13 protein-coding genes are annotated in these 13,163 nt (G+C 67.2%); 8 read left to right on the forward strand and 5 right to left on the reverse strand.

Annotated elements, in window-relative coordinates; all coding sequences use genetic code 11:
* Positions 1 to 4 precede the first annotated feature (4 nt).
* Positions 5 to 1,558 (forward strand): SDR family oxidoreductase, encoded by a 1,554-nt coding sequence (locus LL236_RS06510; RefSeq protein ID WP_228177954.1) that lies wholly within the window; start codon positions 5 to 7, stop codon positions 1,556 to 1,558.
* On the opposite strand, the gene cydC is transcribed toward LL236_RS06510, so the two are convergent.
* The gene (cydC, locus tag LL236_RS06515) at positions 1,555 to 3,216 is read right to left on the reverse strand and encodes a thiol reductant ABC exporter subunit CydC (RefSeq protein ID WP_228177955.1); all 1,662 of its coding nucleotides are present in this window, start codon (positions 3,214 to 3,216) and stop codon (positions 1,555 to 1,557) included. The genes LL236_RS06510 and cydC overlap by 4 nt on opposite strands.
* Positions 3,213 to 4,874 (reverse strand): thiol reductant ABC exporter subunit CydD, encoded by a 1,662-nt coding sequence (gene cydD / locus LL236_RS06520; RefSeq protein WP_228177956.1) that lies wholly within the window; start codon positions 4,872 to 4,874, stop codon positions 3,213 to 3,215. The genes cydC and cydD overlap by 4 nt, the downstream gene beginning before the upstream one ends.
* Positions 4,875 to 5,047: 173 nt before the next feature.
* Between cydD and LL236_RS06525 the strand changes: the two genes are divergently transcribed.
* From LL236_RS06525 to LL236_RS06540, 4 genes are read left to right on the forward strand one after another with little or no spacing between them, the layout of a single operon-like run.
* Positions 5,048 to 5,440, forward strand: a complete 393-nt coding sequence (locus LL236_RS06525) for a TOBE domain-containing protein (RefSeq protein WP_228177957.1) — start codon at positions 5,048 to 5,050, stop codon at positions 5,438 to 5,440.
* Positions 5,441 to 5,443: 3 nt separating this feature from the next.
* Positions 5,444 to 6,229, forward strand: a complete 786-nt coding sequence (gene modA / locus LL236_RS06530) for a molybdate ABC transporter substrate-binding protein (protein ID WP_228177958.1) — start codon at positions 5,444 to 5,446, stop codon at positions 6,227 to 6,229.
* Positions 6,226 to 7,044, forward strand: a complete 819-nt coding sequence (locus LL236_RS06535; RefSeq protein ID WP_228177959.1) for an ABC transporter permease — start codon at positions 6,226 to 6,228, stop codon at positions 7,042 to 7,044. The genes modA and LL236_RS06535 overlap by 4 nt, the downstream gene beginning before the upstream one ends.
* Positions 7,041 to 7,811, forward strand: coding sequence for an ABC transporter ATP-binding protein (locus LL236_RS06540; RefSeq protein ID WP_228177960.1), 771 nt, complete (start codon positions 7,041 to 7,043; stop codon positions 7,809 to 7,811). Before LL236_RS06535 ends, LL236_RS06540 begins: the two co-directional genes overlap by 4 nt.
* A 60-nt stretch (positions 7,812 to 7,871) precedes the next feature.
* Here the strand turns inward: LL236_RS06540 and cydB are convergent, their stop codons facing one another.
* From cydB to LL236_RS06555, 3 genes are all read right to left on the reverse strand, one after another.
* Complete coding sequence (gene cydB / locus LL236_RS06545) at positions 7,872 to 8,903, reverse strand: cytochrome d ubiquinol oxidase subunit II (protein WP_228177961.1); 1,032 nt, start codon at positions 8,901 to 8,903, stop codon at positions 7,872 to 7,874.
* A gap of 12 nt (positions 8,904 to 8,915) precedes the next feature.
* A complete protein-coding gene (locus tag LL236_RS06550) occupies positions 8,916 to 10,358 on the reverse strand; it encodes a cytochrome ubiquinol oxidase subunit I (RefSeq protein ID WP_228177962.1) in 1,443 nt (480 codons plus the stop codon).
* Positions 10,359 to 10,520: 162 nt separating this feature from the next.
* The gene (locus LL236_RS06555) at positions 10,521 to 11,165 is read right to left on the reverse strand and encodes a helix-turn-helix transcriptional regulator (protein ID WP_228177963.1); all 645 of its coding nucleotides are present in this window, start codon (positions 11,163 to 11,165) and stop codon (positions 10,521 to 10,523) included.
* A gap of 89 nt (positions 11,166 to 11,254) precedes the next feature.
* On the opposite strand from LL236_RS06555, the gene LL236_RS06560 reads away from it, so the two are divergent.
* The 3 genes from LL236_RS06560 (at position 11,255) to LL236_RS06570 (ending at position 13,162) form a co-directional block, all read left to right on the forward strand.
* Positions 11,255 to 11,863 carry a hypothetical protein gene (locus tag LL236_RS06560; RefSeq protein ID WP_228177964.1) on the forward strand — a complete coding sequence of 203 codons (609 nt, stop codon included), beginning with the start codon at positions 11,255 to 11,257 and terminating at the stop codon, positions 11,861 to 11,863.
* A gap of 79 nt (positions 11,864 to 11,942) precedes the next feature.
* The gene (locus LL236_RS06565) at positions 11,943 to 12,599 is read left to right on the forward strand and encodes a copper resistance CopC family protein (protein ID WP_228177965.1); all 657 of its coding nucleotides are present in this window, start codon (positions 11,943 to 11,945) and stop codon (positions 12,597 to 12,599) included.
* 11 nt (positions 12,600 to 12,610) lie between these two features.
* On the forward strand, positions 12,611 to 13,162 hold the full coding sequence (locus LL236_RS06570) for a copper chaperone PCu(A)C (RefSeq protein WP_228177966.1): 552 nt from the start codon (positions 12,611 to 12,613) through the stop codon (positions 13,160 to 13,162).
* The last annotated feature ends 1 nt before the right edge of the window (position 13,163 follow it).

Raw genomic sequence — 13,163 nt, forward strand, 5'->3', positions numbered from 1 at the left:
CGGTGTGGAAGACCTCACCGCCCCGACCGGCCGCGAGCCTGCTCTCGCAGCTTCAGCCCGTGCCGACGGCGAGAAGCCGCGCACGCTCGTGCTCGGTGCCACCGGATATCTCGGCGGACGACTTGTTCCGCGGCTTCTGAACGCCGGATATCGCGTGCGGGTGCTTGCCCGCCATCCGGAGCGCGTCGCCGCCTTCTCGTGGGGCGATCGCGTCGAGGTCGTCGCTGGCGACGCGAAGGACCCGGATGCCGTTGCCGACGCCGTGCGCGACGTTGACGTTCTCTACTACCTCATCCACTCCATGATGTCGGGTCGGTCTTTCGAGCAGACCGACCACGACGTTGCCACCACCGTGGCGGATGCCGCAGCTGCGGCATCCGTGGCCCGCATCGTGTACCTCGGTGGCCTTCATCCCGACGACGCTCCGCTGTCGCCTCACCTTCGCAGTCGCGTCGAGGTCGGCGAGATCCTGCTCGCCTCGGGAGTGCCGACGCTCGTGCTGCAGGCGGGTGTCGTCATCGGGTCGGGGTCGGCGTCGTTCGAGATGGTGCGGCACCTGACCGATGTTCTTCCCTACATGCCAGCGCCCAAGTGGGTGCGCAACTGCATCCAGCCGATCGCGGTGCGCGACGTGTTGCACTACCTGCTCGGTGCGGCGCACGTTCCCGCTGAGGTGAACACGGCCGTCGACATCGGCGGCCCCGACGTGTTGCGGTACGGGCAGATGATGAACGGGTACGCGGTCGTCGCGGGCCTCCCGCAGCGCGCGATTGCCGCACTCCCCGTGCTCACCCCGCGTCTCGCCTCGCTGTGGGTCAACCTCGTCACGCCGATCCCCGCCGCTATCGCTCGCCCGCTGGTCGAGTCGCTGCAGGTTGACTGTGTCGTGCGCTCCTGGGCTGTCGATGATCTCATCCCTCGGCCAGGCGACGGGCTCATGCGGTACCGGGATGCCGTGGCTCTGGCTCTTAGCCGCGAGAAGGAGGACACCGTCGAGACGAGCTGGGCCGATGCGGAGCTCTTGGATGTGCCCTCCAGCCCGTTGCCGAGTGACCCAGACTGGGCCGGTCAGGTCGTGTTCGTCGATGAGCGTTCCGCGACGACTCCCGCACCGGCATCCGCGCTGTGGCGGGTGATCGAGGGCATCGGTGGGCAGAACGGCTGGTACTCCTCGCCCCTGCTGTGGGCGATTCGGGGATGGATGGACCGACTCGTGGGGGGAGTGGGGCTGCAGCGCGGACGCCGGAGCAAGGGTCGGCTGTCAGCCGGTGATGCCCTCGACTTCTGGCGTGTCGAAGCGATCGAGCACGGGAGCTTCCTGCGGCTGCGGGCCGAGATGAAGGTTCCGGGTCTGGCGTGGCTTGAACTGCGGGCAGTCCCGACCGAGACCGGATCGCGCTATGAGCAGCGCGCCGTTTTCTTCCCGCACGGACTTGCCGGGCGCCTGTACTGGTTCGCCGTGCTGCCCTTTCACGGGTTCATCTTCAGCGGGATGGCCAATCGAATCGCGGCGACCGCCGAGACCTTCGTCGAGGATGCGGAACGGGTTGACGTCTAGGCCAGAGCGCCGCGCTCCAGGCGCACGACGCGGTCGACCAATCCCTCCGGGACGGTGACGTGCGAGATCAGCACGACGCATTGGTGCGGCTCGACGGCCGAGAGCAGGTCGATGAGCAGCGCATCCGATGCCGCGGGGTCAACGCCAGCGGTCGGTTCGTCAAGAACCAGGACGGGGAACCCATGCAGCAGCGCACGGGCTAGGGCGATCCGTTGTGCTTGGCCGCCCGAGACCAGCTGCCCCCGCTCACCGACCCGGGCATCCAGCCCGCCGCGCTCTCGCAGCCACGGTCCGAGTCCGACGCGCTCAAGGACCGCCTCGAGATCGGCATCCGTGGCGTCGTCGCGCGCAAAGAGCAGGTTCTGTCGGATGTCTTCATCGAACAGCATGGGGCTCTGCTCACACAGTCCGACGGTTCTGCGCAGGTCGTCCGAGGCGATCGCGTGCGCGTCGGTATCTCCGATGCGGTACTCGCCGGTGCTGTCGAGGAAGCGCACCAGCGCGTGCGCCAGGGTCGATTTGCCCGCACCCGATGACCCGACGACCAGAAGTCTTTCGCCGGGACGGATCTCGAGCGCGATGTCGCGCAGCGCTGCGTCGTCCGAGTGTGGCCAGGTGGCCGAGAGATCGCGCAGAACGATTCCGTCGCCGAGAGCGGGGGCCGCTCCGGTCGCGAGAGGCTCATCGCGGACGATCCCCGCCGGGGGCTCGGCGGGGAGAGCTGCAGCGATGCGCTCTGCCGATGCGTGAACCTGGCGCCAGGCGGCGGCGGCCAGCGGCACCGCGGCGAAGACCTCGAAGACCGCCATCGGGACGAGGACCGCCACCGCAAGGTTCGGGCCCGTAAGAGTTCCGGTTGCGACGGCGGGCATCGTTACGAGGATCGCTGCGAGCGAGGCGGCCCCCGCAAGCAGCGAGATGATCCCCGCGGCTCCAGCCTGTGCGCCTGTGCGCCGGATGATTGCGCGGCGGAGTTTGCTGTCGGCTTCCTGGATGCGGGTGCGGCTGGCCTCTTCGGCGCCGTAGGCAAGAAGCACATCGAGGCTGCCGAGATGATCGAGGAGAGCATCGGCGAGCCGGGAGCGCAGGGGGGCAATCGCCCGCTCCGCCCGGGCGCCGGCTGCCCACCCCCAGCCGACAGCGATGAGCGCGGCGATGGCGAGGCAGGCAAGCAGCGTCAGCCCCGCGGGCCACGAAATGATCGTCACGAGTACGACAGCTGCCAGCGCCACTGTCGCGGATGCGACCAGAGGCTGCACGACGCGCAGGGGCAGGTTTTGAAGATCGTCGACGTCGTCCACCAGTGCGCCGAGGACAGACCCGCGCCTGGTGCGGGTGAGCCCGTCGGGCGCGAGCGGAATGAGGCGGCGCACCATGTCGGTGCGTGTCGTGGCGAGTTGGCGCAGTGCAGCGTCATGCCCGGCGAGCCGGTCGACATACCGGAAGACCGATCGGGTCAGCGCGAAGAAGCGCACGCCGACGACCGCTACAGAGATATAGAGCACCGGCACCATCTCGCTGGAGCGAACGATCAGCCACGCGCTGGTCGCCAGCAGCCCTACCGCTGACGCCTCTGAGATGAACGCGGAAGCCGCTCCCGGCCAGAACCGACGCAGCGGCGGCATCGCGCCCCGGAGGACGTCGCGTGCCGTGGTCATGCCATCACCTCGCTCACGGTCACCGTGACGATCTGATCGGCGATCGCGCGCGCGCTCTCGCGATGGGAAACCAAGAGAACTGTCGCGCCGGCGTCGGCGAGCTCGCGAACGGATGCCCACAGTCGCGCCTCGGTCTCGGCATCCAGTGCCGCGCTGGGTTCGTCGAGCGCGATGACGCTCGCCGCTTTCCGGAGGTGTCGATAGAACGCCCGCGCCACCGCGACGCGCTGCGCCTGGCCGCCGGAGAGCCCTGCTCCCTGGACGCCGAGTTCTTTCTCGGGGTGGATCTCGTCGGCGCACGCCAAGCGCAGCGCCCGGGCGACGAGCGCGGCATCGGGGCGGGTATCGCCCAGGGCGACGTTCGCAGCGACAGTGCCGGAGATGAGTCCAGGTTGCTGCCCCGCCCAGGCGAGCCATCCGGCAGGATCGAGGGCGGCGATCTCGATGCCACCGTAGCTGGCTGCGCCGGAGTAGCCCGCTGCACGGCGCAGAGCGGCGAGGATGCTCGACTTGCCCGCGCCGCTGGGGCCCTCAATGAGGGTCACGAGGCCGGGCCGGGCCCGAAGGCTGATGGCGGGCAGAACACGCTCACCGCGATGGACGGCGAGTTCATCGAGCACGAGTTCGGCTCCATCTCGGGTGTCTAGGGACCGCCCACCTCCGCCGACCGTGGTGGAGTAGGCATCCAGGACGTCGAAGATGTCGTCGGTTGCGGCGACGCCCTCCGCTGCAGCATGGAACTGGACGCCGACCTGACGAAGCGGGAGATATGCCTCGGGTGCGAGGAGGAGCACGAACAGGCCGACCGTGAGAGCCAGGGAACCGTCGAGCAGGCGGAAGCCGATCGTGACGGCGACGATCGCGACGGCGATCGAGGCGAGGAACTCGAGCATGAAGCCCGAGAGGAATGAGACCCGGAGGACCTTCATCGTCTCGCGCCGGTACCGTGTCGTGACGCTCTCGATCGAGGCCGCGGCGCGGTGCTGACGGCCGAACACCTTCAGGGTCGACAGCCCCTGCACGGTGTCGCTGAAGCGCGCGGCGAGCTGGCCAAGCGTTTGCCACTGGCGCTGCTGCACGGCCCGGGTGGCTAGCCCGATGAGAACCATGAAGATCGGAATGAGGGGGAGGGTCAGCAGCACGATCAGGCCGCTGAGCCAGTCCTGCCACCACATGACACCGACCAGGATGGGGGTGGCGATCGCGGTGAGCACCAGCTGCGGCAGGTAGCGGCCGAAGTAGGCATCCAGGGCTTCGAGTCCGCGGCCCGCAGTTACCGCGAGCTGCGCGGTGTTCCGGTTAGCGAGCCACTCCGGACCGAGTGTGCTGACTGCGCCCACGAGGTGATCGCGCAACTCGCTCTCGACGCGTGCGGCAGCTCGAGATGAAGCTGCCTCCCGCGCCCAGATCAAGACAGCGCGCACAGCGATCGTGGCGCCGAGCGCCATCAGCGTCGGCGCTAGCTCGTTCAGCCGCACCCCGTCGATCGCGCTAACGATTCCCGTCGTGAGGAACCAGGCGAAGGCGACGATCGTCAAGGTCTGGGCAAGGCCGATGACCGCGATCAGGGCGAAGAAGCCGCGGGAGCTTCGCGCGTAACGAAGGAGACGAGGGTCGACAGGTCCCCGACGGGCTGGTCGGTCCTGCTCGGCGGGCATGAATCGAGTCTGCCTCATTTCGTCGGGCCGACGCCCAGGTCGACCGTGCCAAAGGTCCCGCTGCTGCGGCAGGCATCTGCGGCCGCAGCATCGGAAAGAATCCGCATGGCAGGCCGCGCAAGCGGAACTTATACCTCCAGATGCCCGCATTCACGGAATGTTAGGGTTTGAGGATGCACGCTTATCGCATTGCCGATGCTGCCCGTCTGCTCGGGGTGAGCGATGACACCGTCCGGCGGTGGATTGAGGCGGGCAGTCTCGCCACAACGGGAGCAAGCCCGGCCGAGATCCCCGGCGACGCGCTCGCCCAGCGCGCGGTGGAGCGCGCACAGCAGGCAGCCGAGGCATCCGACGTGCTCTCGAGCGCCCGTAATCGATTCGTGGGCCTGGTGACCCGTGTGCAGATTGACGGGGTGATGGCCCAGGTCGACATCCAGTCCGGCCCCCACCGGGTCGTATCCCTCATGTCAGCAGAGGCCGTTCGCGAGCTAGACCTCGAGGTCGGATCGCTTGCCGCGGCAGTCGTCAAGGCGACGACAGTCATCGTTGAAGCACCGAAGGACTGAGCAGTGACTCTTCCGCTCGTAGCCCGCGCCGCGCTCGCCGCTGCTTTCGTGCTCGTTCTGGCCGGCTGTTCGGCGGTGTACACAGACGAATCACCGACCGCCTCGACGCCCGAGGTCTCTGGCGAGCTGACGGTCTTCGCTGCGGCGTCGCTCCAGGGGGCGTTCACGGAGATCGCCGCGCGGTTCGAAGACGCCTACCCCGACGTGGACGTCCGCCCGATCACCTACGACGGCTCCGCCACCCTGGCGACACAGATCGTCGAGGGAGCGCCAGCTGACGTCTTTGCCGCAGCGAACGAGTCGACCATGGCGACAGTTGTCGATGCCGGGCTTGCCGAGGCTCCGCAGCTGTTCGCCTCGAACACTCTCGTGATCGTCGTGCCCGCGGGCAACCCGGCGGATGTCTCAGAGCTCGCCGACCTGGCCGATCCGGACCTGTCTGTCGTCTTATGTGCTCCGGAGGTGCCGTGCGGTTCGGCGTCGCAGAGGCTCCTTGCGGGTGCTGACGTGTCAGTCGCACCCGCGAGTCTCGAGCAGAACGTCACCGCGGTGCTCACCAAAGTCGCTGCCGGCGAGGCCGATGCGGGCCTGGTGTACCGCACGGATGTCGCCGGTCGCGAAGACGTCGAATCGATCGTTCCCGATGGTGCCGAGGCCGTCGTGAATCTCTATCCCATCGCTGCGCTCCGCGCCGCCGCCTCGCCTCAGGCAGCGGCAGCGTTCATCACCTATGTCAGCGGACTCGAAGGACAGCGCGTCCTTGCTTCGTTCGGATTCGGTGCGCCGTGAGCACGGGAACCGGAACGCTTCTTCCGCGTGCGTTGATCGTTCCGGCGCTGCTCGGCCTCGCGTTTCTCGTCCTGCCACTCATCGCGCTCATCGCCCGGGTGCAGTGGGGCACCTTCTGGGCTGACATCACCTCGACCGAGGCTGCACAAGCTCTCGGGTTGTCGCTGGGAACGGGACTGGCCGCGACGGGGCTCTGTGTGCTGCTGGGCCTTCCCCTCGCCTTGCTGATCGCCCGGTCGTCGCCTCGCACGGCTGCGGTGTTGCGAGCCCTCGTGACGGTTCCCCTGGTGCTTCCCCCGATGGTGGGGGGAGTGGCCCTGCTCTTTCTGTTCGGGCGTCGCGGCTGGGTCGGTAGCCTGCTCGCCGAGGCCGGCATGGCGTTGCCGTTCACCACGACCGCGGTCATCATGGCCCAGACCTTCGTGGCGCTGCCGTTCCTGGTCCTGGCCGTGGAGGGATCGCTTCGCGCCACGGGCACCGATCTCGAGCAGGTCGCCGCTGGGCTCGGCGCCGGGCGATGGGTGATTCTGAGCCGCGTGACTCTTCCCCTCGCAGCACCCGGGCTGATCGCCGGCGTGGTGCTGAGCTTCGCACGTGCGATCGGTGAGTTCGGCGCCACGGCGCTGTTCGCCGGCAATGCGCCCGGGGTGACCCAGACGATGCCGCTGGCGATCTACACAGCCTTCAACGGGGCCGGTGTCACGCAAGGAACTGCAGTGGCGCTCTCGCTGCTCCTGCTGGTGACGGCGTTGGCTGTGCTGTTGCTCGTGCGCGGGTGGCGAGGCGAGGCACCGAGACGGGGAGTTCCCGGATGACGGCACAGCTTTCGGCGCGGATGCGGGTCATCCGATCATCGCTCTTCGACCTGGACCTGCACCTGGATCTCGCACCGGGCGAGCGGGTTGCGGTGATGGGGCCGAGCGGCGCGGGGAAGTCGACGTTGTTGGCTGCGCTCGCCGGCTTCGTCCGCCTGGATGCCGGTCGCATCGAACTCGACGGGGATGTGATTGCCGACGCTTCGGTGCGAGGGGGCACGGCGCGCCGTGGCATCCATGTCGCTCCGATGGATCGCGGGGTTGTGCTGCTCGGGCAGGAGGCCCGCCTCTTTCCTCACCTCAGTGCCCGTGAGAACGTTGCGTTCGGCCCTCGCGCGCGGGGTCATTCCCGCACCGAGTCAGGGCATGCCGCCGATGAATGGCTCGACCGCGTCGGACTTGCCGGGTTCGGCAATCGGATGCCGGCCCAGCTCTCGGGTGGGCAGCAGCAGCGGGTGGCTGTGGCTCGCGCACTCGCCGTGGAACCGCGGCTCGTGCTGCTCGATGAACCCCTGACCGCGCTTGATATTCAGACGGCGGCAGAGATCCGGATGCTGCTGGCAGACCAGTTATGCAGCACGGCTGTGGTCATCACCCACGATCCGGTTGACGCCCTCGCCATCGCCGACCGACTCGTCGTGATCGAGCGGGGGCGAGTGACGCAGTACGGGTCGGTTCGCGAGGTAATGGGTCATCCTGCGACGCCGTTTGCGCGGGCGCTCTCAGACCACGTGCGAATTGCAGGGTGCATCGGCGACGACGGCTGAACGCAAGGACCGCCTGGCGCAGCGCCAGGCGGTCCTCGACAATCTCGGTGTTTGGCCGGTTCAGTGTTTGACGAGCTCCGCCTTCTCGATCCGCGACCGGGTGACGCGCTTGCGGAACACCCAGTACGTCCAGCCCTGGTACGCGAGGACCAGCGGGAGGAAGATCAGCGCCGCCCACGACATGATCGTGAGGGTGTAGTCGGTGCTCGAGGCGTTCTCGATCGTGAGGCTGAACGCGACATCCGTGGACGAGCGCATCACGTTCGGGAACATCGACATCCACAGCGTGAGTACCGCGAACGCGACGGTGAAGATCCCCGCCGTGAACGCCCAGCCCTCGCGCTCCTTCGTGTGGAAGAACATCGACAGCAGCAGGGCGACGGCCGCCAGGGCTGCGGCTGCGATCACCAGCGGCAGGAGCGGCGCTTCGTGAGCTGCAGCGATGAAGATCGTCCAGATCAGGAACGCTGCAGCGACCACGACGGTGATGAACCCGACCCGGGTCGCGAGGCGCTTGGCATCCTGATGCACCTGAGCGTCGGTCTTGAGGCCGATGAAGTACAGGCCGTGCAGGAAGAGCACCAGCACGAGCGTGATGCCGCCGAGCAGTCCGTACGGGTTGAGCAGCGTCAGGAGAGAACCGGTGTACTCGTGGTTCTCATCCAGCGGCACACCTTGGACGAGGTTCGCGACAGCGACACCCCACAGCAGCGCCGGCAGCACCGACCCGATGACGATCATCGTGTCGAAGCCCTTCTTCCACCGCAGGCCCTCGCGCTGGTGGCGGTACTCGAATGAGACGCCGCGCAGGATGAGGGCGAGCAGGATCAGCAGCAGCGCCAGGTAGAACCCGCTGAACAGCGACGCGTACCACTCGGGGTAGGCCGCGAACAGGCAGGCGCCGGCGACGATGAGCCAGGTCTCGTTGAAGTCCCAGACGGGACCGATCGTGTTGATGATCTGACGCTTTCCGACCTCGTCCTTGCCGAGGAAGGGGAGCGACATTCCCACGCCGAAGTCGAAGCCGTCGAGCACGAAGTAGCCGACGAACAGCACTCCGACGATCCAGAACCAGAGGTATGCGAGATCCATGATGATCAGCTCCTAGTAGACCGTCGTCGGGGTGTCTTCGCGTGAGGTCGGTTCGGCATCCGCGCTGCCCGGCTCGGGGAGCGGATCCGGTCCCTTGTGCACGGTCTTGAGGATGAGGCCGAATTCGACCACCGCAAGCGATGCGTAGATAGCGGTGAAGGCGACCAGCGAGATCAGCACCGACCAGCCGGGAACGCTCGGCGATACGCCGTCTTCGGTCAGCATGAGGCTGAACACGATCCACGGTTGGCGTCCCATCTCGGTGAACACCCAGCCGACGAGCGAGGCTACGAGTGCGATGGGTGCCGTCCAGATCGCGACGCTCCACGCCCAGCGGGGCACCTCGCGCTTGGCGTTCTTGCGGGTCAGCCACAGGCCCACGATCGCGATGAAGGTCGCGAGGAAGCCGAGGCCCATCATCCAGCGGAACGACCAGTAGGTGATCCACAGCACGGGGTTGAAGACGCCGTCCACCTGCGCGGCAAGATCCGGCCACTGCGCGGCGTACTGCGCGTTCAGGTCGTTGATGCCTTCGACGCATCCGTCGAGCGTGTGTGTCGACAGCAGCGAAAGCAGATACGGGACGCGGATCGACCAGATTTCACCGGTGCCGTCGGGGGTTCCGATCGAGAAGATCGAGAACGATGCGTCAGCACCACACGCCGAGTTGAACAGCGCCTCGGCAGCTGCCATCTTCATCGGCTGGGTGGAGACCATGACCAGACCCAGCTGGTCGCCGGCCAGGAAGGTGCCAGCGAAGGCGACGATCATGCCCCACAGCCCGAACTTCAGGGCGGGGCGCATCATCTCGATGTTTCGCTTGCGGGCCATGTGCCAGGCCGCCGCGGCGATCACCACGCCCGACGAGAACATGAACGCCGCGAAGATTGTGTGCGGGAACGCCGCCAGGGCGATCGGGTTGAAGACGACCTCGAGGAAGTTGTTCATTTCGGCGCGCGAGCCGTCCTCGGCCATCTGGTAGCCGACCGGGTTCTGCATGAACGCGTTCGCAGCGATGATGATGTATGCCGACAGCAGCGCGCCGATCGAGGCGATCCAGATGGATGCCAGGTGCAGCCCCTTCGGGAGTTTGTCCCATCCGAAGATCCACAGGCCGATGAAGGTGGCTTCGAAGAAGAACGCCATCAGCCCTTCGAAGGCGAGGGGGGCGCCGAAGACATCACCGACGAAACGCGAGTAGGACGACCAGTTCATGCCGAACTGGAACTCCTGCACGATGCCGGTCACGACTCCCATCGCGAAGTTGATCAGGAAGATCTTCCCGAAGAACCGCGTCAGGTGCAGCCACTTGACGTCGCCGGTGCGGTACCAGACGGTCTGGAAGATCGCGACGGTGACCGACATGCCGAGGGTCAGCGGCACGAACAGGAAGTGGTACAGCGTCGTGAGGCCAAACTGCCATCGGGCTAGCAGCAGCGGATCGAGCAGATCCATGATTATTCCCCCCCAGATCGAGGTTGTGTACTGGTGGTCACGCTACCCCCGGCTCTATCAGCCGGGGTGAAAGTTAGGGCCGTGAATAAGTCGCCCTTGCCGGTGTCTGACCACATCACGGTACCTCGCTGGCGGCAATGCCGGAGGAGGACCTTGGTCCGCTCAGCTCGCGACGAGTTCCGCGGGGCGCGAAGCGTGCGCGGCAAGAAGCTTCACCACACACCGTTCAGGATGCCGAGACGCCGTCATGCAGTCGACCCGGAGCGGCCCCCCGGCTTGGGAGAGCACGCCGTCCATGAGGCCCAGGTGCACAGCGCACAGCGTCTCCCGGTCGCGCGCGCTGGCCGAGGCGTGGGGGCAGGGGGAGAGGTCGACGGTCAGTGTCGACTCGTCGACGATGGGATCGAACCCGCCGTCCCCGAGATCCTCCACCAGGGCATCGAGCTGATGGACGGCCTCTGTCGGCAGGTCGTCGACATCCGTCCACGGCATGACCCGACGCATCAGGTCACCGCGCTGCGCAGCAGCCCGGGCCTTGTGGCGTGCGACTGCGCTGGTCGAGTCTCTGTCCTGCCCGGTCGCTGCCGAATAGAGCACTCGCGGGCGGCCGCGTGTGGTGCGGTGCTCGGTCTCGGCCACCACGTAGCCGCCGTCGACGAGCCGCTGCAGGTGTTCACGCACGGTGTTCGCGTGCAGGCCCGTCGCCTCGCACAGTTCGGTGACGGTCCGCTCGGGTCGCTCCTGCAGCAGGAACAGGATGCGGACGCGGGAGAAGCTCGAGATCGCACTGTAGGTAACGCGGGTCATAGCAGGATTATGGGTCGCCGATCGGCTCGCCCAACCGGGAATAAGGTCCCATGGGCGGGGGCCCGGTCGATGTTTGCCACAATGGATGCATGTCCCGATCGCGAGCGACGCGCGTCATCCGCGCCTCAGTCGCCGCGTCGATCGCGACCTTCGTCGCGCTGTTCTCGCACGTCGCAGCGGGCGGAGCGATGCCCTCGTGGCTGGGAATCGCCGTGCCGTGGGTGCTTTCGCTCGCCGTGTGTACGGTGCTCGTCGGCCGCGCGCTCTCACTGCCGCGACTGGGTGTCGCAGTGGTCCTCAGTCAGATCCTGTTCCACCTGCTGTTCGTCCTCGGCGCTGACAGCGGAGCCCCTGCAGGAACAGTCGCCACCGGCCACGTCCATGGCCTCCCTGTCCTCGATCTGTCGACGGGAGCAACGCCAGTCGCCGCTGACCTGTCGATGTGGTTCGCGCACCTCGCGGCAGCCGTGCTCACGGTCGCGGCGCTGTACCGGGGTGAACGACTCGTCATCCGGCTTGGTGTCCTGGCTCGCGAGCTGCTCGCATGGGTGCGCCGGCGCATCCTCTCCGGTGTCGTCAGGCTTCCTGCGGTTGCTGAGCGGCCCGGGATCGTGTGTGCCCCGGCGCCGCCGCTGCGTTCGGCACGCGTTGCCTCGCTCGTGCGCAGGCGTGGTCCGCCCCTGTCTTTCGTGGTCTGACTCTCTGTTTCGACTCCCGCGGCTGCCGACGTGGCGCTGGGGGAGGCGCATCGACGTTCACTCACGAAAGGCGTTTCTCATGTCGTTGTCCCTTCGCGCGCGCGCCGGAGCCTTCGCGGCTTCGGTCGCAGCGGCCACCGTCGCGCTCTCTCTCGTCGCGGCGCCCGCCTGGGCGCACGACGAGCTCGTCGCGAGCTCCCCTCAGCAGGACGAGCAGCTCACGGTGGCTCCGACCAGCGTTGAGCTCACGTTCTCAGCCGAGATCATGGAAATGGGAGCAGCCGTGATCGTTGCGGATGCTCAGGAGAACGACTGGGTCGCCGGCGACATCCAGATCGACTTCGACACCCTGACGGTTCCTCTCAACGAGGGGATGCCGAACGGGGCATATGAAGTTCGCTGGCGTGTCGTCTCGTCTGACGGGCATCCGATCTCCGGACTCATCCCCTTCACGGTGGATGATCCGGGAGCGTCAGCCCCAACGCCGACGGCGACCTCGACCGCCGTGAGTTCACCCACGCCGACAGCAGATCAGACCACCGGTGGTCCTTCCGATGACGCGACCACCGCGCCGCTGGACTCGGCGGCAGAGGACGGCGGCATCCCGCGCGTCGTTCTGATCGGCGCGATCGGGGCAGCATCTGCGCTCGCCCTGTTCGGGCTGGTTCTCTTCTTCCTTCGCGGCCGCGCCGGGCGTGGCCGCCGGGGTTCCGACGAGGAGCCCCCGAAGCCCTGAAAGGGAAGCCTGTGAACACCCGTATTTCCACCCGATTCGGCCTCCTTCTGGTCGCCGCGGCACTCGGCCTCGCCGGCTGTGCGTCCGCCGGCAGCGGCACGGCAGCTGCCACCGAGGCCGACTCCGTCACGATCACCGATGCGTGGGTCAAGGCTGCCGACAGCGGCATGTCAGCAGCCTTCGGTGAACTCGAGAATTCCGGCGACACCGACGCCACGATCGTCTCGGTCAGCTCCGACGCGTCCTCGATGATGGAGCTGCATGAGGTCGTCGACGACGGCACCGGCAGCATGGTCATGCAAGAGAAGGACGGCGGTTTCATCGTGCCGGCAGGCGGCAGCCTCACACTCGAGCCGGGCGGCTACCACTTCATGCTGATGGGCCTCACGGCTCCGCTGGTCGCCGGTGACGAAGCGACGTTCACCGTCACGTTCGAGGACGGCTCGACGATGGAGTTCACAGCACCGGTGAAGGACTTCACCGGTGCTGACGAGAACTACAACGGCGGCGGCATGGACATGGACGAGGGCCACTCGGACATGGACATGGGCGGCGACGAGTAAC

The organism is Microbacterium schleiferi (assembly GCF_020781975.1).
Classification (GTDB): domain Bacteria; phylum Actinomycetota; class Actinomycetes; order Actinomycetales; family Microbacteriaceae; genus Microbacterium.